A 21,967-nucleotide genomic window follows, 5' to 3' on the forward strand; every position below is an offset into this window, starting at 1 on the left:
GCCTACAACAGCAGGAAGGCGGCGGCGGCCACGGCTGTAGGCCCGAGCGCCCCCAACAGCAAGCCCCCCGCCCCCACCGATTCGTCGGCAAAGCCCCGGCGTAGCAATGCCAACCCCGCCGGGTTGGGCGCATTGGCGATGACGGTCAGCCCGCCGCCGGCCACCGCCCCCGCCACCAGCAGGTACTTGGCCTCGCTGGTGATGCCCTGGATTTGCGAGCCTAGGTAGGTCAATGCCGCGTTGTCCGTCACGGCCGTCAGGCTAAGCGCACCGAAGAACAGCGCCAGCGGCTCCAGCCCGGACACCAGGGGCTGCAGCCACCAGCGTTGCAGCCCACCCAACACCACCAGGCCGGCCAGGAAGAACGCCACTAGCAACGCCTCCTTGACGAGAAGCGGCTCCTGGTGGCGCTCATAGGCCTGCGCATAGCCCAGGAACAGCAGGAAGAGGCCCAGGAAAGCCACCGGATGGTGGGCCAGTGTCACGACGCCCGCCAGCAACACCAGGTGAACGGCAACGACGCCGACAGGCACGCTACGTCCGACGGTCGCGGAGGCAGCAGCAGGCGGCAACGCAGCCAGCGGCTTGCGCAGCGCCAGCGCCGCCACGGTCGCGTTCAGCACGACGGCCAAGGCGGCCTTCCAGCCGAAGTGGGCGAACATGAAGGCGCTGTCCCACTGCCAGGCCGAAGCGACCATCAGCACCGGCGGCGCGGCGTACGAAGTCAGCGTACCGCCGATGGAGACGTTGACGAACAGCACGCCCAGCGCCAGGTACTTGGGCGGCTCCGGCAGCTCCGGCCGGAATACCACGGGCGCCAGCATCAGCGCCGCGATGGTCATGGCGGCAGGCTCCGTCACCAGCGACCCCATCAAAGGCACGGCCGACAGACCGAGCCAGGCGGTGGCGAGGTTTAGCGGCAGCGGCAGCAGCCGAGCCGTCGCCGAGACGACCGTCTGCACCGCATGGATCACCGGCTTCGATCCAGCAATGACCATTACGACGAAGACGAACAGCGGCTCCGTGTAATTGCGCGATTCGACATAGTGAAGCGCCGAGTCGCCACCCGCGAGCAGTGCCATGCACAGCACGAGCACGATAGCCCAGAAGCCGAACACCACCTCCACCTCACCGAGCAGGTGCAGCAGGCCGGCGTGACGCGGATGATGGTGGGCCAGGCGCTCGAACAGCTTGGCGGCGAAGGTATGGAGGACGGCGGCGGCGAAAAGGCCGGCGGCGAGCAACTCGATGGGCTCGTGGGGCATGGGCGGTCCAGGATACATTCCGCGAGGCGGCCCGACCTTCGCGCAAACCTGCGGCGCCGGACCCGACGCTACACCCGGCACGCAGTGTAGCGACGCCTCAGGCGATGCCAGCGCTACTTGACGCGCTGCTTCTCCAGCTTGCGCGCCAGCGTGCGGCGGTGCATGCCCAGACGGCGGGCCGTCTCGCTGATGTTGAAGTCGGTCTCGGCCAGCACCTCGTGGATGCGTTCCCACTCCAGCGTCTTGATGGATGCAGTCTGGCGCTCGGTGACCTCCACGTCCGCATCACCTTGGCGCCGCGCGAATGCGGCCTCGATGTCGTCGGTGTTGGCCGGCTTGGCCAGGTAGTGGCAGGCGCCCAGCTTGATGGCCTCCACGGCGGTGGCGATGCTGGCGTAGCCGGTCAGCACGACGATGAGCACCTCCGGGTCCCAGCCCTGCAGGTATTGCACGCAGGCCAGGCCCGAAGCACCGCCGGCGAGCTTGAGATCCACGACGGCATGGCCCAGTTCCTCGTCTTCCGACAGGCCGTCCAGCAGCGTCTTGAGATCCTCCAGACCGGTGGCACGGATCACGCGCCAGCCTCGGCGCTCAAAGGAACGGCTCAGGGTGCGGGCAAAGCTATCGTCGTCCTCGACGATGAGCAGCAGGCGGTCTTCTTCAGGAGCGGCGGACATCACCCGCGGATTGTCGCGGCAGCAGCGAAGCCAACGGCAGCGTGAGGGTCACGGCCGCGCCGCCTTCCTCGCGGTTGCGGGCTTCCAGCTTGCCACCCAGCGTGCGCGCCACGTTGACCGACAGGAACAGCCCCATGCCGCGTCCCGGCTGACCCTTGCTGCTCCGGTAGGGCTCGCCGAAATGCTTGAGCTGCTCGGGCCCGAACCCCGGGCCTTCGTCGAGCACGCTAAGCGCCAGCGTCTGGTCGTCGGGGCACTCGGCCACGAAGGTCAGGCTCGAGCCGGGCTCGGCCTCAGCGGCGTTGTCGAGCAAGTTGGCGACGACCTGCTGCAACGCGCTGTCGAGGATGATCTGCACGTCGGGCAGCGGCTCGTTTTGCACGACCAGCCGAACGCCGGGATGCGCCTCGCGCCAACCTTGCGCCAGACCGGTGACGAAGTCCGACAGCGCCGTGAGCCGCGGCGCCTCGCCGCGCATCTCGCCCGCGGACATAAGGATGCCCGTGACGATGGACTTGCAGCGCAGCACCTGGCGCTCCATTTCCTCGATCTCCTCGCGCAGCTCGGGCTCCGCGGCGAACGGCGCCATGCGGGCCCAGTCGCGCAGGATGACGCTTAGTGTGGAGAGTGGCGTGCCCAGCTCGTGCGCAGCGCCACTGGCCAGCAGGCCCATGCGCACGATGTGAACCTCCTCGGCCGCGCGCTGCCGCAGTTCGGCCAGCTCGGCATCGCGCTGCCGCAGGTTGCGGTTGATGCGCACGATGAAGACGCTCAGCAACCCGGCGTTGAGCAGGAAGCACATCAACAGGCCGCCCAGGTAGTTGGGCGACAGCGTGGTGGGCATGGCCGGGTCCAGCACCAGAGGCCGGTGCCACTGCGTCAGCGACACGAAGCCGGTCAGCGTGCTCAGCACGACGGCCCACAGATAGCCAGGCCGCAGCAGCACCGACGCCACGGCCACCTGCAGCAGGTAGAGGTAGATGAAGGGGTTGTCGCTGCCGCCGGCCAGATACAGCTGGCCAGTCAGCACGCCCACGTCGACGAGCAGCGCGACGCACAGCTCCAGCTGCGACACCGGCTGCGTCAGGCGGTTGCGCCACAGGCTGAACAAGTTGAACGCCGCCAGCACGCCCAGCAGACTGAGCATCTCGGCCCACGGCAGCGCGATGCCGAGCGCCAGATGCACGACCAGCACCGTCGCCAACTGCCCGCCAACGGCCAGCCAGCGCAGCTCGATGAGCTGCCTCAGGTTGGCGCGGCCGGCCCGCTGCTCGGGCGCGATGACGACCGTGTCGGCGGCGGATCTGGCAGGTGACGAGGGCTGGGCGTTCAAGGCGAAGGGCGGCGGCGCTCTTCGCGGACCAGGAAGCCGGCCGCGGCAGCGGCCATGGCCGCGAGCGCCAGCCAAGTGGCGGCGTAGACGGCGTGATTGTTGTTGAAGTGGACGACCGTGAGGCCGGGCCGCGGCCAGCGCTGCGGCTGGGCCGGGTCCGCCGACTCATCGACGAAGAACGGCGCGACCGTGCCGGCGACGCCCATGCTGGTCGTGATGCCGGCTACGTCACGCGAGTACCAACGCCCCTCGGCCGGCGCATTGGCCCGCAGCGGGCCGCCGCCGGGCTCGGTCAGCCGCACCAGGCCGGTCAGTTGCACCAGCCCTTCGGGGGCGGCATGGCGCTCAGGCGCACGCTGCTCCGGTGGCACGAAGCCGCGGTTGACGAGCACCGCGCTGCCATCGTCCAGACGCAATGGCGCCAGCACCCAGAAGCCGCCGCCAAGCTCCGTGGTGGCCTGCACCAGCGTCTCACGACGCTCGAAGCGGCCCTGCAGCCGGATGCGGCGGTATTCGTCGTCCTTGCCAAGGCTGGCCCAACTCGGCGCCGGCGGCAGCACCACGGGTTCCGCCCGCAGCCGCTGCTCGACACGCGCGATCAGATCCTGCTTCCAGCCCAGCCGCTGTACCTGCCAGGCCGCCAGCGAGAGGAAACCCACGCTGGCCAGCGCCGTGGCTACGATCAGCGCGACGCGGCCGGCGCGAGCCATGCCGTTCAGGGCATGTTGCGCATCGCGGCGGGGTCCGGCGTGGGCATCATGTTCGTGTTCATGTGATACATGACCCAGATCGAGCCCGCCAGCATGATGACGACCAGCGCCACCGTAAACAACAGGGCCAGCAGCGACCAGCCGCCCTCGACCTTGGCGTTCATGTGCAGGAAATAGATCATGTGCACGACCATCTGCACGGCGGCGAAGCCGAGGATGACGAAGCCAGTGACCTTGGGGCCGGGCAGCACCTTGGCCATGACGAGCCAGAACGGGATGGCCGTCAGGATGACCGACAGGATGAAGCCGGTGGCGTAGCCCTTGAAGCTGACGTGGAAGCCGTCGTCCTCGTGGTGGTCGTGGCCGTGCGCGTCGTGGGAAGCGTGGTTGTGCTGAGCCATCACATCGAGCCCATCAGATAGACGAAGGTGAAGACGCCGATCCAGACGACGTCCAGAAAGTGCCAGAACATCGACAGGCACATCAGGCGGCGGCGGTTGGCGGCCGTCAGGCCCAGCTTGCTGACCTGGAACATAAGCGTGACCAGCCAGATGCAGCCAAACGTGACGTGCAGCCCGTGCGTGCCGACCAGCGTGAAGAAGCTGGACAGGAAGGCGCTGCGCTGCGGGCCGGCGCCCTCGTGGATGAGGTGGTGGAACTCGAACAGCTCGATGCCGAGGAAGCCCAAGCCGAACAGGCCCGTGATGGCCAGCCACACCAGCACTTGGCTCTTGCGGCCCTGCTGCATCGCGATCATCGCGAAGCCGTAGGTGATGGAAGAGAACAGCAACAGCGCGGTGTTCATCGCCACCAGCGGCAGATCGAATAGGTCGGCGCCGGACGGGCCGGCCGCGTAGGAGCGGCCCAGCACGGCGTAGACGCCGAACAGCACGGCGAAGATGAGGCAGTCGCTCATCAGGTAGAGCCAGAAGCCCAGCATCGTGCTGTTGGGCGGATGGTGCTCGCCGGCGTGGTCGTACCAGACGGGGGCGCCGTTCACATGGGTGGCAATCGTTGCGGACATGTCAGGTCTCCCGATCAGACGGCGGCGCTGGCGGCTGCCAGGGCGCGGGTGCGCTCGTCTTCGCTGCGGTTCACGGCGTCGGCCGGGATGTGGTAGTCACGGTCGTAGTTGAAGGTGTGCACGATGGACGCGATGACTGTCCCGGCGAACGCCAGGCCGGCGATCAGCCACATGTGCCAGATCAGCGCGAAGCCCATGGCCGTAGCCAGCATTGCGATGATGAAGCCGGCACCGGTGTTCCTCGGCATGTGGATGGCGACAAAGCCCTTCGTCGGACGCTCGGCGCCGCGCTGCTTCATGTCGTACCAGGCGTCCATCTCATGCGCGATGGGCGTGAAGGCGAAGTTGTAGTCCGGCGGCGGCGACGAAGTGGACCACTCCAGCGTGCGGCCACCCCAAATGTCGCCGGTCGTGTCGGCCAGCTGCTTGCGGCGCAGGATGCTGACGGCGATCTGCACGAGGAAGGCGCCGATGCCGCAGGCGATGATGCCGGCGCCGATGGCGGCCACGACAAAGTACGGCTGCAGCGTCATGTCGTCGAAGTGGCTGACGCGGCGCGTGACGCCCATCAGGCCCAGCACGTACAGCGGCGTGAACGCGACCCAGAAGCCGACGAACCAGCACCAGAACGACACCTTGCCCCAGAACGGGTCGAGCCGGAAGCCAAAGGCCTTGGGAAACCAGTAGTTGATGCCGGCGAAGATGCCGAACACGACGCCGCCGATGATGACGTTGTGGAAGTGGGCGATCAGGAACAGGCTGTTGTGCAGTACGAAGTCCGCGGCCGGCACGGCCAGCAGCACGCCGGTCATGCCGCCGATGACGAAGGTGACCATGAAGCCCACGGTCCACAGCATCGGCACCTCGAACTTGATGCGGCCGCGGTACATCGTGAACAGCCAGTTGAAGATCTTGGCGCCCGTCGGGATCGAGATGATCATCGTCGTGATGCCGAAGAAGCTGTTCACGCTGGCACCGGAGCCCATCGTGAAGAAGTGGTGCAGCCAGACCAGGTAGGACAAGATCGTGATGACGACTGTCGCGTAGACCATGGACGCGTAGCCGAACAGCTTCTTGCGGCTGAACGTGGAGACGACTTCCGAGAAGATGCCGAACACCGGCAGCACCAGGATGTAGACCTCGGGGTGGCCCCAGATCCAGATCAGGTTCACGTACAGCATGGCGTTGCCGCCGAGGTCGTTCGTGAAGAAGTTGGTGCCGAGGTAGCGATCGGCCGTCAGCAACGCCAGCGTTGCGGCCAACACGGGGAAGGTCGCGACGATCAGCACATTGGTGCAAAGCGACGTCCACGTGAAGACGGGCATCTTCATCAGCGTCATGCCCGGCGCGCGCATCTTGATGATGGTCGCGATCAGGTTGATGCCCGACAGCGTCGTGCCGACACCGGCTACCTGCAGCGCCCACAGGTAGTAATCCACCCCCACGTCGGGACTGGCCATGAGGCCAGACAACGGCGGATAGGCCAGCCAGCCGGTCTTGGCGAACTCGCCGATAAACAGCGACATCATGACGAGGATGGCGCCACCGGCCGTCATCCAGAAGCTGAAGTTGTTCAGGAACGGGAAGGCCACGTCGCGCGCACCGATCTGCAGCGGCACGACGTAGTTCATGAAGCCCGTCACCAGCGGCATGGCGACGAAAAAGATCATGATGACGCCATGGGCCGTGAAGACCTGGTCGTAGTGGTGCGGCGGCAGGAAGCCGGCGCTGTCACCGAAGGACATGGCCTGGTGGGCGCGCATCATGACGGCGTCGGCAAAGCCGCGCAGCAGCATCACGACACCGAGGATGATGTACATGATGCCGATCTTCTTGTGGTCGATGCTGGTGACCCAGTCGCGCCACAGCGTGCCCCACAGGCGGAACTTCGTGATCAGCGCGAAGACCAGTAGGCCGCCCAGCGCCACGGCGATGAAGGTGGCGACGAGGATGGGCTCGTGGTAGGGGATGGCATCCCAGCCGAGCCGGCCGAGGATGGGGTGGAGCTGGTCTGCAGCCTGGTGCTGCGCAACGACGGGATTGGACATGGCTCGGACTCAGTTCTTGGCCGTGGTCTCGGCCTCGACGGGCAGACCTTGCAGGTTCGTGGGCGTGCACAGCCCGGCGACAACGGTGCGCTCGCGCGAGACGCCGTCGACATCGCGCCAGGCGCTGCGCATCGTGCTGGCTACGCCACCCTTGCCGGCGCCGCCGGCGGCATCGATGGCCATCATCTGGCTGGTGCACATTTTCTTGCCGTCGACGCAGCGGTCGACAATGGCGCTCCACAGGCCCGGCTCCACGCTGGCGAAGCGCTGGATCGGCTCCTTCGTGCTGGGCTGCTCGAGCTTCAGGTAGTCGGCCCGGGTCAGCGTGTTGCCGCCGGCCTTGTTGCCGTCGATCCAGCGGGCGAAGTCTTCGTCGCTCAGGCCGTGGAACTTGAAGCGCATGTCAGAGAAGCCGGCGCCGCTGTACTGCGCCGACAGGCCGTCGTAGACGCCGGCCTTGTTGATGACGGCGTGCAGCTGTGTCTCCATGCCCGGCATCGTGTAGATCATGCCGGCCAGCGCGGGCACGTAGAAGGTGTTCATCACCGACGTGGACGTGAAGCGGAAGTGGATCGGGCGATCCACCGGCGCGGCCAGCTCGTTGACGGTCGCAATGCCTTGCTCGGGGTAGATGAACAGCCACTTCCAGTCCATCGACACCGCATAGACCTCCAGCGGCTTCACGTTCGGGGCCAGCGGCTTGTCCTCGGCGATGCGGTCCAGCGGGCGGAACGGGTCGAGCTTGTGCGTGCTGATCCAGGTCACCGCGCCCAGCGCGATGATGATCAGCAACGGCGCGCCCCAGATGACCAGCTCCAGTCGCGTGGAGTGGTCCCAGTCCGGCGCATAGGTCGCGTCTGTGTTGGACTGCCGGTAGCGCCAAGCGAACAGCAGCGTCAGCGCGATCACCGGGACGATGATCAGCAACATCAGCACCGTGGCAGTGACGATCAGCTGGGATTGCTGCTGCGCGATGTCGCCATGAGGCTTCATCACGATGGCGTTGCAGCCGCTCAATGCGGCACCGGCCGACAGCAGGACGGCACGGGTGAGGAGAGACTTTGTGGTGTGCATCCGGGCAAACGCGCGAGGGTTAACGATCTTGCACGTAGTCGCGGAATGTAAGTTGATTGAGTCAAATCAACGATTGGACATTTTGTCCTAGTCAACGAAGGAGACAGCACCTATGGGCACCGCGAGCAGTACCTTCCAAACACCCCAGTCCGGCCCATTCACGACCCGCACCGACGAGGAGCTGGCCCCCGGCGACATCGCCGTCGGCGTCATCATCGGCCGCGCGTCCGAGTACTTCGACTTCTTCGTCTTCGGCATCGCGTCGGTGCTGGTCTTCCCGCAGGTCTTTTTCCCGTTCGAGGACCGGTTGAACGGCACGCTGTATTCTTTTCTGATCTTCGCGCTGGCATTCGTCGTCCGCCCGGTCGGTACGCTGATCGGCATGGAGATCCAGCGCCGCTTCGGCCGCTCCACCAAGCTGACTGCCGCGCTTTTCCTGCTCGGCAGCTCCACGGTCGCAATGGGGCTGCTGCCATCGTTCACCACGTCGGGCAACGCCGCCATCGTGCTGCTGGCGCTGTGCCGCGTCGGTCAGGGGCTGGCGCTGGGTGCATCCTGGGACGGCCTGCCCTCGCTGCTGGCGCTGAACGCCCCGCCGGACCGCCGCGGCTGGTACGCGATGCTGGGCCAGCTCGGGGCGCCGCTGGGCTTCTTCGTCGCCTCGGGCGTATTCCTCTATGTGTACGGCAGCCTGGACGCCAAGGACTTCCTCTCGTGGGGCTGGCGCTTCCCGTTCTTCACGGCCTTCGCCATCAACGTCGTGGCGCTCTTCGCCCGGCTGCGCCTCGTCGTCACGCACGAGTACGAGAAGCGCATGGAGGAGCATGAGCTGGACCCGGCTTACCTGCACGAGCTGCTGCCCGCCCAGGGGCACCACATCGTCATTGGCGCGTTCGCGGCGCTGGCCAGCTACGCCCTCTTCCACCTCGTGACGGTGTTCCCGCTGTCCTGGGTCGCGCTGTTCGCCAACGGCGACGTGGCGGACTTCATGAAGATGGAACTGCTGGGCGCGGCCTTCGCGGCGGCGGCCATGCCGATGTCCGGCCTGATCGCCGACAAGGTGGGGCGCCGCAGCTTCCTCGGCGCACTGGCCGTGGCCATCGGCGCGTTCGCCATCTTCGCGCCGTTCATGCTGGGCGGCGGCAAGCCGGGACAGGCGGCGTTCATCCTCGTCGGCTTCGTGCTGCTGGGACTGTCCTACGGCCAGGCGGCCGGATCGGTGACGTCCAACTTCCGGCCCCACTTCCGCTACACCGGCGCGGCCCTGACGGCCGACATGGCCTGGCTGCTGGGCGCCGCCTTCGCGCCGGTCATCGTGCTGTTCCTGTCCTCTCGCTTCGGGCTGGTGTCCGTGAGCCTCTACCTGCTCTCGGGCGTGGTATGCACGCTGCTGGCCCTGCGGGTCAACAAGAAGCTGCGCGCGGCCGCGGTCGTGCAGGACTGACGGCACGAATCGGTTCACGGCAAGGCGGGCTGCGGCCCGCCTTGCTTCATCCTGCCCCCTGATTGCCGATCGAACCCATGTCGCTGACGCTGTACTCCCATCCCCTTTCGTCCTACTGCTGGAAAGTCCTGATCGCGCTGTACGAGAACGGCACGCCGTTCGAGGCCAGGCTCGTCAACCTCGGCGACCCGACCGAACGAGCCGCCTATGCCGCCCTGTGGCCCACGGCCAAGATTCCGCTGCTGGTCGACAGTGAACGCATCGTTCCGGAGACCTCGGTGCAGATCGAATACCTCGACCACCATCACCCGGGCGCCGTGCGGCTACTGCCGGACGATTTCGAATCCCGGCTACACGTGCGGCTCTGGGACCGCCTGTTCGACGACTACGTGATGGACCCGATGCAGCGCTACATCGCTCAGCTGCTGCGCACCGAGGGTCTGCGCGACACGCTGGGCATGCAGCAGTTCGTCGAAGCGCTCGGCAAGGCCTACGACCTCATCGAGAGCCGCATGGGCCAGCACGCCTGGGCAGCCGGCGACAGCTTCTCGATGGCCGACTGCGCAGCGGCGCCCTCGCTGTTCTACGCGGCAACCATCCGGCCGTTCGAGCCGGAACATGTGCGCCTGGCCGCCTACTTTGAGCGACTGATCGCACGGCCGTCCGTCTGGCGCGTCATCACCGAAGCGCGGCCGGTGTTCCCGTACTACCCGCTGCGGCAAGCCGTGCCGGACCGCTTTCTGAGCGAAGGCTGAACGCCCTCGCCTGGGCGTGACGCCCCCCGGATCAGCCCAGCGCCTTGCGCGCGTTGCGGAACATCTGCAGCCACGGGCTGTGCTGCGCACGATCGCCCGACGTCCAGCTCATCTGCACGTTGCGGAATACGCGCTCCGGGTGCGGCATCAGCGCGGTGAAGCGGCCGTCGGCCGTCGTCACGCTCGTCAGACCGCCCGGGCTGCCGTTCGGATTGAACGGGTAAGCCTCGGTCGGCTGGCCGCGGTGGTCCACGAAGCGCATCGCGCCGATGACCTTGGCCGCATCGCCCTGGCGCGCAAAGTTCGCGAAGCCCTCGCCATGCGCGACGGCGATGGGCAGCCGGCTTCCGGCCATGCCCTGGAAGAACACGCTGGGTGACGCCAACACCTCGACCAGCGACAGCCGCGCCTCGAACTGCTCGCTCTGGTTGCGCGTGAAGCGCGGCCAGGCATCCGCGCCGGGGATGATGGGCGCCAGCGCCGCCAGCATCTGGCAGCCGTTGCAGACGCCCAACGCCAGCGTGTCCTGGCGCGCGAAGAACGCGCGGAACTGCTCGGCCAGCACCGGGTTGAACATGATGGAGCGCGCCCAGCCCTCGCCCGCGCCCAGTGTGTCGCCATAGCTGAAGCCGCCGCAGGCGACAAACGCCGCGAAGCCGTCCAGCTTGACCGCCCCCGACTGCAGGTCGCTCATGTGCACGTCGAAGCTGTCGAAGCCGCCGAGCGACATCGCGTAGGCCATCTCGACATGCGAATTGACGCCCTGCTCGCGCAGGATGGCGACCTTGGGCCTCGCGCCGGTCGCCACCAACGGCGAAGCAATGGAATCAGGCGTGAACGTCAGGTGCACGTGCATGCCGGGGTCATCAGCCTTGCCGGCCGCCGCGTGCTCGGCGTCGGCGCAGGCCGGGTTGTCGCGCAGTTGCGCGATGCGCCAGCTGACCTCGTCCCAGGTCTGCTGCAACACGGTCAGGTCGGCGCCGAACACTTTCTTCGCATCCCGCCAGACTTCCATCTGCCGCGTCGCATTCGGCTTGGCCACGACATGCGAGTGTCGCGACAGGCCGTGGGAGCGCAGCACCTGCATGACGGCGTCGCGGTCGGCCGCGCGCACCTGGATCAGCGCGCCCAGCTCTTCGGAGAACAGCGCGCGCAGCGTCAGCTCGTCGCGCCGGCCGCTAACCTGGGCGGCCCAGTTCTTGGAGTCACCCGTGTCGGCGCGACTGTCGGAGATGCCGTCGCCCTCTGTCACCAGCATGTCCACGTTCAGACTCAGGCCGGTCTGGCCGGCAAACGCCATCTCGCAGGCCGCTGCCCACAAGCCGCCGTCGGAGCGATCGTGATAGGCCAGCAGCTTGCCCGCCGCGCGCAATTCGTTGATCGCGTTGACGAGAGACACCAGCAGCTTGGGGTCGTCCAGGTCCGGTACGTCGGTGCCGAACTGGTTCAGCGTCTGCGCCAGCATGGAGCCGCCCATGCGGTGACGACCCTGGCCGAGGTCGACGAGGATAAGCGCCGAGTCCTCTCGCTGCCACTCGGGCGTCAGCGTGCCGCGCACGTCGGCGATGCTGGCGAAGGCAGTCACGATCAGCGACACCGGCGCGGTGACCTGCTTGTCATCCCACTTCGTCCGCATCGACAGCGAATCCTTGCCCACCGGGATGGACACGCCCAGCGCCGGGCACAGCTCCATGCCGACCGCCTTGACGGTGTCGAACAACGCGGCATCCTCGCCCGGCTCGCCACAGGCGGCCATCCAGTTGGCACTGAGCTTCACGCGCGGCAGCTCGATCGGCGCGGCGAGCAGGTTGGTGATGGCCTCGGCCACCGCCATGCGGCCCGACGCCGGCGCGTTGACGGCGGCCAGCGGCGTGCGCTCGCCCATGCTCATCGCTTCGCCGGCAAAGCCGTTGAAGTCGGCCAGCGTGACGGCGCAATCGGCCACCGGCACCTGCCAGGGGCCAACCATCTGGTCGCGGTGGTTCAGGCCGCCCACCGTGCGGTCGCCGATGGTGACGAGGAAACGTTTGCTGGCGACGGTCGGGTGGCGCAGTACGTCGAAGGCGGCCTTCTCCAGGCTCACGCCAGTCAGGTCCAACGTGCCGCCGCTGCGGGCCACGCGGGCCACGTCGCGCGTCATCTTGGGCGGCTTGCCGAGCAGCACGTCCATCGGCATGTCGATCGGGCGCTCGCCGCCCTCCCCGTCTTCCAGCACCAGTTCACGCTCGGCCGTCGTGACGCCGACAACGGCGAACGGGCAGCGCTCTCGCTCGCAAAGCGCCTGGAACATGGACAAGCTCTCCGGCGCGATTGCCAGCACATAGCGCTCCTGGCTCTCGTTGCACCAGATCTCCTTGGGCGCCAGGCCACTCTCTTCCAGCGGCACCTGGCGCAGGTCGAATCGCGCGCCGCGGCCGGCGTCGTTCACCAGTTCAGGGAAGGCATTGGAGATGCCACCGGCGCCCACGTCGTGGATGGCCAGCACCGGGTTTTCCGCACCCAGGCCCCAGCAGTGGTTGATGACCTCCTGCGCGCGCCGTTCGATCTCAGGGTTGCCGCGCTGCACCGAGTCAAAGTCCAGGTCGGCCGTGTTCGTGCCGGCGGCCATTGACGACGCCGCGCCGCCGCCCATGCCGATGCGCATGCCGGGGCCGCCCAGCTGGATCAGCAGCGTGCCGGCGGGGAACTCGATCTTCTTCGTCAGATCAGAGCGGATGGTGCCCAGGCCGCCCGCAATCATGATGGGCTTGTGATAGCCGCGGCGGATGCCGTCCACGGTCTGCTCGAAGACGCGGAAGTAGCCCGCCAGGTTGGGCCGGCCGAACTCGTTGTTGAACGCCGCGCCGCCCAGCGGCCCGTCGATCATGATCTGCAGCGCCGACGCGATGTGCGCCGGCTTGCCGATCGGGTTGTGCTCCCAGGGCTCGGAGAGGCCTGGCAGGTGCAGGTTGGACACCGAGAAGCCCGTCAGCCCCGCCTTGGGCTTGGAGCCGCGGCCGGTGGCGCCTTCGTCGCGGATCTCGCCGCCCGCGCCGGTGGAGGCGCCCGGGTGGGGCGAGATGGCCGTCGGGTGGTTGTGCGTCTCCACCTTCATCAGCACATGGGCCTGCTCCTCGCGGGCCACATAGGCCGCGCCGGGCCGCGGCGCCGGCTGCCAGCGCTGGATGGCGTGGCCTTCCATCACGGCGGCGTTGTCAGAGTAGGCGATGACCGTGTGCTGCGGGTTCAGCTTCTCGGTGTTGCGGATCATGCCGAACAGGCTCAGAGGCTGCGCGTCGCCATCCACGACGAAGGACGCATTGAAGATCTTGTGCCGGCAGTGTTCGCTGTTGGCCTGAGCGAACATCATCAGCTCGACGTCGCTGGGGTTGCGGCCGAGCTTCTTGAAGTTGGTTTCGAGGTAGTCGATCTCGTCGCCCGACAGCGCCAGGCCGAACTCCACGTTGGCTTTTTCCAGGGCTGCGCGGCCGGCGCCCAGCACGTCCACATGCGCCAGCGGCTCGGCGGTGCGCTCGTCGAACAGGTGGGCCGTGTCCTCACGCTTGAAACAGACCGACTCCGTCATCCGGTCGTGCAGCAGCGCCGCGCAGGCGGCCAACTCATCGGCCGTCAGCGGCTTGGCGCCGCCCAGCAGGCCGGTCTTGGTGGCGATGCGGTACTCGACGACGCGTTCCACGCGCTTGAGCGCCAAGCCGCAATTGCGGGCGATGTCGGTCGCCTTGGACGCCCAGGGGCTCACCGTGCCAAAGCGCGGCGTGACGATGACGAGATCGCCCTCGCTCGTGGCGCCGGCCGGTTCGCCGTAGGTCAGCAGGGCGGCGAAGCGCTCGCGCGTGTCGCCGTCGAGCGGGCCGTCCGTCCAGACCCAGTGCACCGCGCGGGCGCTGATGCCGGTGATGCGGCCACTGACCTCTTGCAGCCGGGCCAGCAGGGCGCGAGCGCGGAAATCGGAAAGAGCGTTGCCGCCCTCGAAATGGGTCAGGTGCGAGGTCAGGGCCATGGAGTCCGGGGAGGCTGGGCGCGGCGCGGGCGCGCGGTTCTCGGGAGGCGCCGCCCGTGAGAACGGAACGGCGTGCGGGCGCCCGGGATTCTACTGAGCCCCCTCGCCGTGGCGCAGCCGGACCGGCGGCAGCCCGGCGGCGACGAGTGGCCATCGCGCCCGGCGCCGCTCGGGCGCTGCCGCCGACCGCTGGTCGGGCGCCCTTGCGCGACCGTGAGATTGCGCACAGGCCACCGCCATGCCCCGCAACAACTCGACACAGCTCGACAGCCGGCGCACAGCCGCGCTCGCCAGACTGCCGGCCACGGGCACGCCAGAGGCCCGGGACACGCCAACAAGGCCCGAGCCGGGCTCAACACATCGAGGGCAGTTTCATGCAAAAACTCAAGCGAAATCTGCAGTGGGCGGCCTGTGCCGCGACCTGCGCCATCAGCACCGCCGTGCTGGTGGCCTGTGGCGGCGGCGGCGGGGGTGGTGACACCGCCACGCAGGCGCCCGCGACGCCCGCGCCTGGCGCCAACACGGCCAGCGTCGTCGACGGCACGATCACCGGCTTCGGCAGTGTCGTCATCGACGGCCAGCGCTTCGACGACAGCCTCGTCAAGGTGGCCTTCGCCAACAACCCCGACGCGCAGACGGCCGGCACACTGGGCGACCTGCACACCGGCATGCGCGTGCATGGCGAGCTCAAGGACGGCTTGCTGCAGAACCTCGTCGTCAACTTCGCCCTCGTCGGCACGGTAGGTGCCGTGGACGCCGCCGGTGGCACGCTGACAGTGTTCGGCCAGACGATCAAGACGACCGCCACCGGCCAGTTGCCGACGGTGTTCGACGGCTTCAACGCATTGGGCCAGCTCACCGCGGGTGACCTCGTCAAGGTCAGCGGCACGGTGGCCAGCGACGGCAGCATCACCGCCACCCGCATCGAGCGCAAGGCCAAGGACAGCACCGAGCTCTTCCGCGTGAGCGGCGCCGTGCAGGACCTCGATACCACGGCCAAGACCTTCACGCTGACCGGCAACAGCAGCGTGACAGTGAACTACGCCAACGCCAAGCTGCAGCCCACGGGCGTCGTCATCGAGAAGGGCAAGCTCGTCAGCGTCGTCGCCACGAGCGCACCGGCGGCCAGCGGCGGCAAGAACGTGCTGACCGCCAGCGTCGTGGAGGTGAAGGCCCGCAAGCTGCCCGACTCGTCCGACTCCACCGTCGGCGGCCCGGTCACCGACTTCCAGAGCCTGGCCAACCTGCGCATCGGCGATGTCGTCGTCGACGCCAGCACCGCGACGCTGAAGGACGGCACGACGCCCGCCGACGTGGCCAACGGCGCGCAGGCGCTGGCGCACGGCACCGTCAAGGACGGCGCGATGAAGGCCGACTGGGTGAAGGTCTTCAAGAACGACACGGCCATCAAGGCGCTGCTCGTGGGCCAGGTCACCGACTTCGTCTCGCTGGGCAACTTCACGCTGCGCGGCACGGTGGTGGACGCCAGCGCCGCCAGGTTCACGAAGGGCGCGACCACCGACGTCGCTGCGGGCGCCTGGGTGCAGGTCACCGGCCAACTGACGCCCGCCGGCGTGAAGGCCACCGAGATCGCCGTGCAACCGCCGCCGGCCGACAAGCCGCAGCGCCTGGCGGGTGCCATCACGGCCGTGAACGCCGACACCAAGACCTTCACGCTGCTGGGCACGACGGTGAAGTGGACGGACACGACCAAGATCAGCCCCGACGGCAAGACGCTGGCCAGCCTCGCCGCAGGCCTGGGCGTGGCCGTGGAAGGCAGCTATTCGGAGGCGACCGGCGTGTTCACGGCCACCAGCGTCACCGTGGTGTCCACCCCCGGCGTGGTCAAGACCATCGGCTTCTCCGGCGTCGCGTTCAACGTGACCGACACGAGCCTGCAGGTGGGCAGCTTCACGGTGCAGATCACGCCCAACACGCAGCTGCAGCCCGCGGGCACCCAACTGGCGGACCTCGTCAACGGCTCGCGGCTGAGCATCAAGGCCACGGTCAGTGGCACCGGCACTGCCGTCACGCTGACAGCGATCGCCATCGAGCTGCAGAAGCCCGAGAAGGATGACGCAGGCAACGAGTACGTCTACCTCGGAGGCCTCGTCAACGACTTCGTCAGCGCAGGCAACTTCAAGGTCGGCAGCCAGAAGGTGGACGCCTCCGGCAGCAGCGTGAAGTTCATCGACGGCGACGCCACCAAGCTGGCCAATGGCCTGAAGGTGGAGATCAAGGGCAGCGTCAAGGACGGCGTGCTGGTGGCCAGGCAGGTGCACTTCATGCCGGGCTGATCGCGCCGACCTCGCGCCCGACTTTCGAGGCCCGACGCCGTCAAGGCGTCGGGCCTTTTTTAGTGCCCACCCGATCGCAGCTGGTGCCCGTCGCCCCGACATGGGGCATCGAAGAAGAATCTGCCGTCCGAAATCTGACCAACCCGTCAGACTCACGCAACACACGCCCATGTGAGCGACGTGATCGGGCGCCGCCGTCCCCACAATCGCGGCCGGCCCTGCAGTTGGGGCCATTTCTTTTGGAGTCGCCCCCCGATGTACGCCCCCCGCCTGACCCTGCTGGCCTTGTCGCTCAGCGCTGCCCTGCCCGTCCTGGCTCAGGACGCCACCCCGGCCAAGGACCGCAGCCAGCTCGAAACCGTCGTCATCACGGCCGAGCGCCGCGCCGAGAACATCCAGGACGTGCCGAACGCCGTCAGCAAGATCAGCGGCGAGAAGCTCGATGTGCTGGCCTCCGGCGGCCAGGACTTGCGCTTCCTGTCGGGCCGCGTGCCCAGCCTGAACATCGAGTCCAGCTTCGGCCGCGCCTTCCCGCGCTTCTACATCCGCGGCTACGGCAACACGGACTTCCGCCTCAACGCGTCGCAGCCGGTCAGCGTCATCGTCGACGACGTGATCCAAGAGAACCCCATTCTGAAGGGCTTCCCGATCTTCGACACCGCCGCCGTCGAAGTCGTCGCCGGCCCGCAGGGCACGCTGTTCGGCCGCAACACGCCGGCCGGCGTCGTCAAGTTCGACTCCGTCAAGCCCAGCCAGAAGCAGGACGGTTACGTCAGCGCCACCGTGGGCAACTACGGCACCGTCAACCTAGAAGGCGCGGCCAACCTGCCTCTGACCGGCGACTGGGCCGCCCGCATCTCGGTGCAGAACCAGCGCCGCAGCGACTGGGTCGACAACACCGCCCCGAACGCCGTCACGCCCAACACCGAGGGCTACCGAGACAGCGCCGTGCGCGCCCAGGTGCTGTACGAGCCCAACCAGCAGTTCAGCGCGCTGGCCAACGTGCACTTCCGTGACCTGAACGGCAGCCCGCGCCTGTTCCGCGCCAACGCGATCAAGCGCGGCACCAACGATCTGGCCGACGGCTTCAGCACCGACACTGTCGCCTTTAACGGCGTCAACGAGCAGACGCTGAAGCAGAGCGGCGGCAGCCTGCGCCTGAAGTGGTCGCTGCCCGGGCTGAATATCTACTCGATCACCGGCGGCGAGCACGTGAAGCCGCTGTCGCGCGGCGACATCGATGGTGGCCTGCCCGGCCAGGCGGGCGTGCCCTTCCAGTCCGAGACCGGCAGCGCCATGAGCGGCCACCGCCAGCTAACGCAGGAAGTGCGCCTCGAGTCCAACATCAGCGGCCCGCTGAGCTGGCAGGCCGGCGTGTACGCGTTCGACGAGAAGTACACGATCGACAACATCACCTACGACAACACCACGCACGTCGACAACGACCACATCTACACCGAGCAGACCAACAAGGCCTGGGCGGTGTTCGGCTCGGTCAACTACGCGCTGAGCAACGAGCTGACGCTGCGCGGCGGCCTGCGCTACACGAAGGACAAGAAGGATCTGTCGACGACCCACGTCGGCAGCGGCAAGCTCGACACTTCCACCGGCACCACCGCTCACACCAACGATGGCAAGTGGAGCGGTGACCTGTCCGCCACCTACAAGCTGGACAGCACCACCAACCTCTACGCCCGCTACGCCAACGGCTTCCGCGCGTCATCGATGCAGAACGCGTCGGGCTTCGCCGGCCAGTCGCAGGCCGGCCCGGAGAGCGTGAATTCGTACGAGCTGGGCTTCAAGAGCGAACTGCTCAAGCGCACGCTGCGCCTGTCCGGCGCGCTGTTCACGTACACCGTCAAGGACCTGCAGCTGACGGCCGTGGGCGGCAGCAGCAACGCCACCCGGCTGCTCAATGCCAAGAAGGCCACCGGCAACGGCGCCGAGCTGAACCTTGAAGCGCTGATCACGCCGGACTTCCTCGTGACCTTCGGCGGCTCGCTGAACAACACGAAGATCAAGGACAAAGGCCTCGGCGTCCCTCCCGGCGGCTCGCTCAACATCGCCCCGTTCGGCCAGCCCGGCGTCTTCCCGACGGTGCTGAACCCGGTCGTCAACGGCAACGCCATGGTCGACGGCAATCCGCTGCCCAACGCGCCCAAGTGGACGGCCAACCTGACGGCCCGCTACGGCATGCCGCTGGCCGGCGGCGACGAGCTCTATGTCTACACCGACTGGGCCTACCGCTCCAAAGTCAACTTCTTCCTGTACGAGGCCACCGAATTCACCGGCAAGGCCCTCACGGAAGGTGGCCTGCGCGTGGGCTACATCTGGGGTAACGGCAAGTACGAGGCCGCCGGCTTCGTGCGCAACGTCACCAACCAGATCCGCGTAACCGGCGCCATCGACTTCAACAACCTGACCGGCTTCATCAACGAGCCGCGCACCTACGGTGTGCAGTTCAAGGCGATGTTCTGAGCCTCACGGCTCCAGCGAAAACGCCACCTCGGTGGCGTTTTTTGTCGGGGCTCGGGGCAGCCCGTTGGTGGCCGCCTGGCGCCGGGATCAGGCTGCCGCGGGCACGCGCCAGACTGCGCAAAGCTTGTTGCCGTCCGGGTCACGCACATAGCTCAGGTGCATCGGGCCCAGCGCGCCTTCACGCAGGCCGGGCGGCTCTTCGATGGACGTGCCACCATGGGCGACCGCCACGTCGTGGAAGGCCTTGACCTGCTCGGCCGATTCGCACTTGAAGCCGATGGTGCCGCCGTTGGCGTGGCAGGCCGGTTCGCCGTTGATAGGCTGGCTGACGCCGAAGCTGCTACCTGCATGGCGGTAGAACACACGCTGGTGGCCGGACGACGCGATGCTGAGCACGCCCGCCGGTGCGCCGAGCACGCCCAGCACGGCGTCATAGAAGCGCTTGCTGCGTTCGATGTCGTTGCTGCCGACCATGAGGTGATTGATCATTCCCTAGCTCCGCAAGAGTGAAAAGGCGCGCATTCTGCGGCATCGGCCGTCCCCCGCGGCCGATGCGGGCAGCGGGGCACGCGGCTGGCCGCAGGATGAACAGCCCGGCGCCGGCCTCAGCCCTGCTGCATGCACGCCACCACGTCGCGTACTTCGCCCAGCAGCGCCGGCACGTCCATCGCGGTCAGTTGGCGGTCGCGCAGCAGCTGCCTGCCGCCCACCCAGACGTTGCTGACATGCTCGCGGCCGGCGACGTAGACAAGCTGCGCGGCGGCGTTGTAGACCGGTTGACATTCCAGACTGTCCAGCGACACGGCGACGACGTCGGCCAGCTTGCCGACCTCCAGCGAGCCCAGGTCGTCGCCACGGCCCATCGCCTTGGCGGCGCGGATCGTGGCCATCTCCAATGCCGTGCGGGCGGACGCCACGGTCGGGTCGCCCGTGATGCCCTTGGCCAGCAGCGCCGCCGAGCGGATCTCGCCGAACATGTCTAACCGATTGTTGGACGCCGCGCCGTCGGTGCCGAGGATGGTGTTGACGCCAGCTGTCTCCAGAGCCTTAAGCGGCATGACGCCCGACGCCAGTTTCAGGTTGGAGTTCGGGTTGTGCACGAGGTGCACCCCCTTCTGCGCCATCAGCTCGATCTCGGCCTCGTCCAGGTGGACCATGTGCACGGCGATCATGCGTTCGCTGAACAGGCCTAGCTTGTCCAGCCGCGCGATGGGCCGCACGCCGTGCGCCTTGATGCCATCCGACACCTCGCCCGCCGTCTCGTGGATGTGGCAGTGCATCTGGATGTCCAGCTTCTCGGCCAGATTGCGCAGCTTGATGAAGGTCTCGTCCGACACGGTGTACGGCGCATGCGGCGCGCTGGTCCAGTCCAGCAGCGCCTCGCCCTTGTACTGTTCGTAGGCAGCGACACCTTTGGCGATGTAGTCGTCTGGTCCCGACGCATAGCCCGTCGGGAAGTCGATGACGTTCATCGACACGGCGGCGCGCACGCCGGTGTCGATGGCCGCACGGGCCATCGCCGTCGGGAAGAAATACATGTCGTTGATGTACGTCGTGCCGCTGCGCAGGCCTTCGGCAGCCGCCAGCTTGGAGCCGAGGTAGGTCCAGGCCTCGCTGACCCACTTCTTCTCCAGCGGCCAGATGTGGTTCTGCAGCCAGTCCATCAGTGGCACGTCGTCGGCCACACCACGCAGCAGCGTCATGGCGGAATGCGCATGGCCGTTGATGAGGCCCGGGATGAGGATCTGCTCAGGCAGCTCGACGCGCTCGGCCTGCGGGTACTGCGCCAGCAGTGTCTCGCGCGGGCCGATGGCGGCGATGCGCTCGCCGTCGATCAGCAGCGCGTGGTGTTCCAGCGTGTCTTCGCCGGGCTTCATCGTCAGCAGCCAGCGGGGCAGCAGCAGGGTCTGGGTGAGCTGGGGCATGGAGGTCTCCTGGTGGATCAGAGCAATGGTTCGACTTCGGCACGACGCGGCATAGCGTCCTGCACGCCGGAGCGGGAGACGGCGAGCGAGGCCGCCACCTGGGCAAAGTTCAGTGCGCGTTCGATGGGCTGGCCTTCCGCCAGCGCGGTGACCAGCGCGCCGACCAGCGTGTCACCAGCACCGACAGTGTCGACGGCCTGCACGGACCTGGCGGGCACATGGCGCGGGCCGTCGGCGTCGACCCAGCACAAGCCTTGAGCGCCCAGCGACACCAGTACCGCCGCCGGGCCATGCTGGCGCAGCGCCCGGGCCAGCGACAACGGGTCTGCCACCCCACCGCCAAGGGTCCGCATCAAGGCCTCGGCCTCGAGCGCGTTGACGACGAGCACATCCACACGCGGCAGCAGGCGCTCGCAACCAGGGCGGTAGGGCGCGGCGTTGAGCAGCGTCTTCACGCCAGCGGCGTGCGCGCGCTCGAAGGCACGGTCGATGCTGTCGAGCGGCAGCTCCTGCTGGGCGATGAGCCAGCGCAGCCCCGCCAGTTCCAGTGCTTCCACCTGCGCCAGCGGCAGCGTGCCGTTGGAGCCCGCGACCGTGACGATCTGGTTTTCTGCGTCTTCGGCGCCGACGACGATGAGCGCGACGCCGGGCACCTCGTCGGCAGGCTGCGCGACGAAGCGGGTGTCGACGCCCTCACCTCGCAGCTGCTCGACCATCGCCGCGCCGTTCTCCATCAGGCCGACGCGGGCGGCCAAGGCGACCTTCGCCCCAAGTCGCGCGGCGGCCACCGCCTGGTTGGCACCCTTGCCTCCCAGGCAGGAGCCAAAGCGCTGGCCACGCAAGGTCTCGCCGGGCAAGGGAAGCCGCGGCGCATGGACGATGAGATCGCGGTTGACGCTGCCGAGGACAAGGATCTCAGGGACGGTGGCCATGGGCT

At 67.7% G+C, this 21,967-nt stretch carries 16 protein-coding genes; 4 read left to right on the forward strand and 12 right to left on the reverse strand.

Annotated features, from left to right (window positions below):
• Positions 1–2: 2 nt before the first annotated feature.
• The 8 genes from LXT13_RS17235 to cyoA all read right to left on the reverse strand — a co-directional run bounded on the left by LXT13_RS17235 (position 3) and on the right by cyoA (position 8,131).
• Positions 3–1,265 (reverse strand): putative Na+/H+ antiporter, encoded by a 1,263-nt coding sequence (locus LXT13_RS17235; protein ID WP_233373181.1) that lies wholly within the window; start codon positions 1,263–1,265, stop codon positions 3–5.
• A 113-nt stretch (positions 1,266–1,378) separates the two neighbouring features.
• Complete coding sequence (locus LXT13_RS17240; RefSeq protein ID WP_233373182.1) at positions 1,379–1,942, reverse strand: response regulator transcription factor; 564 nt, start codon at positions 1,940–1,942, stop codon at positions 1,379–1,381.
• Complete coding sequence (locus LXT13_RS17245) at positions 1,926–3,275, reverse strand: ATP-binding protein (RefSeq protein ID WP_233373183.1); 1,350 nt, start codon at positions 3,273–3,275, stop codon at positions 1,926–1,928. Before LXT13_RS17245 ends, LXT13_RS17240 begins: the two co-directional genes overlap by 17 nt.
• On the reverse strand, positions 3,272–3,985 hold the full coding sequence (locus tag LXT13_RS17250; protein WP_233373184.1) for an SURF1 family protein: 714 nt from the start codon (positions 3,983–3,985) through the stop codon (positions 3,272–3,274). Before LXT13_RS17250 ends, LXT13_RS17245 begins: the two co-directional genes overlap by 4 nt.
• A gap of 5 nt (positions 3,986–3,990) precedes the next feature.
• Positions 3,991–4,386 (reverse strand): cytochrome o ubiquinol oxidase subunit IV, encoded by a 396-nt coding sequence (gene cyoD, locus LXT13_RS17255; protein WP_233373185.1) that lies wholly within the window; start codon positions 4,384–4,386, stop codon positions 3,991–3,993.
• Positions 4,386–5,009, reverse strand: a complete 624-nt coding sequence (cyoC, locus tag LXT13_RS17260; protein ID WP_233373186.1) for a cytochrome o ubiquinol oxidase subunit III — start codon at positions 5,007–5,009, stop codon at positions 4,386–4,388. The genes cyoD and cyoC overlap by 1 nt, the downstream gene beginning before the upstream one ends.
• 14 nt (positions 5,010–5,023) lie before the next feature.
• Positions 5,024–7,057, reverse strand: a complete 2,034-nt coding sequence (gene cyoB, locus LXT13_RS17265) for a cytochrome o ubiquinol oxidase subunit I (protein WP_233373187.1) — start codon at positions 7,055–7,057, stop codon at positions 5,024–5,026.
• A 9-nt stretch (positions 7,058–7,066) separates the two neighbouring features.
• The gene (cyoA, locus tag LXT13_RS17270; RefSeq protein ID WP_233373188.1) at positions 7,067–8,131 is read right to left on the reverse strand and encodes a ubiquinol oxidase subunit II; all 1,065 of its coding nucleotides are present in this window, start codon (positions 8,129–8,131) and stop codon (positions 7,067–7,069) included.
• A 112-nt stretch (positions 8,132–8,243) separates the two neighbouring features.
• Between cyoA and LXT13_RS17275 the strand changes: the two genes are divergently transcribed.
• A complete protein-coding gene (locus LXT13_RS17275; protein WP_233373189.1) occupies positions 8,244–9,575 on the forward strand; it encodes an MFS transporter in 1,332 nt (443 codons plus the stop codon).
• A 62-nt stretch (positions 9,576–9,637) separates the two neighbouring features.
• Complete coding sequence (locus tag LXT13_RS17280; RefSeq protein ID WP_349254844.1) at positions 9,638–10,330, forward strand: glutathione S-transferase family protein; 693 nt, start codon at positions 9,638–9,640, stop codon at positions 10,328–10,330.
• A 31-nt stretch (positions 10,331–10,361) separates the two neighbouring features.
• Here the strand turns inward: LXT13_RS17280 and purL are convergent, their stop codons facing one another.
• Complete coding sequence (gene purL, locus LXT13_RS17285) at positions 10,362–14,330, reverse strand: phosphoribosylformylglycinamidine synthase (protein ID WP_233373190.1); 3,969 nt, start codon at positions 14,328–14,330, stop codon at positions 10,362–10,364.
• A 374-nt stretch (positions 14,331–14,704) separates the two neighbouring features.
• On the opposite strand from purL, the gene LXT13_RS17290 reads away from it, so the two are divergent.
• Both LXT13_RS17290 and LXT13_RS17295 read left to right on the forward strand, forming a co-directional pair.
• Positions 14,705–16,627 (forward strand): DUF5666 domain-containing protein, encoded by a 1,923-nt coding sequence (locus LXT13_RS17290; protein WP_233373191.1) that lies wholly within the window; start codon positions 14,705–14,707, stop codon positions 16,625–16,627.
• 255 nt (positions 16,628–16,882) lie between these two features.
• Positions 16,883–19,105, forward strand: coding sequence for a TonB-dependent receptor (locus LXT13_RS17295; RefSeq protein WP_233373192.1), 2,223 nt, complete (start codon positions 16,883–16,885; stop codon positions 19,103–19,105).
• Between the two features lie 87 nt (positions 19,106–19,192).
• Here the strand turns inward: LXT13_RS17295 and LXT13_RS17300 are convergent, their stop codons facing one another.
• The 3 genes from LXT13_RS17300 to LXT13_RS17310 form a co-directional block, all read right to left on the reverse strand.
• A complete protein-coding gene (locus LXT13_RS17300) occupies positions 19,193–19,594 on the reverse strand; it encodes a VOC family protein (protein WP_233373193.1) in 402 nt (133 codons plus the stop codon).
• Positions 19,595–19,710: 116 nt separating this feature from the next.
• Positions 19,711–21,030: a TRZ/ATZ family hydrolase gene (locus LXT13_RS17305; protein WP_233373194.1), complete on the reverse strand. Its 1,320-nt coding sequence runs from the start codon at positions 21,028–21,030 to the stop codon at positions 19,711–19,713.
• A gap of 17 nt (positions 21,031–21,047) precedes the next feature.
• The gene (locus tag LXT13_RS17310) at positions 21,048–21,962 is read right to left on the reverse strand and encodes a ribokinase (RefSeq protein WP_233373195.1); all 915 of its coding nucleotides are present in this window, start codon (positions 21,960–21,962) and stop codon (positions 21,048–21,050) included.
• Positions 21,963–21,967 lie beyond the last annotated feature (5 nt).

It is taken from the genome of Pelomonas cellulosilytica (assembly GCF_021353265.1).
GTDB classification, from domain to species: Bacteria; Pseudomonadota; Gammaproteobacteria; order Burkholderiales; family Burkholderiaceae_C; genus Pelomonas; species Pelomonas cellulosilytica.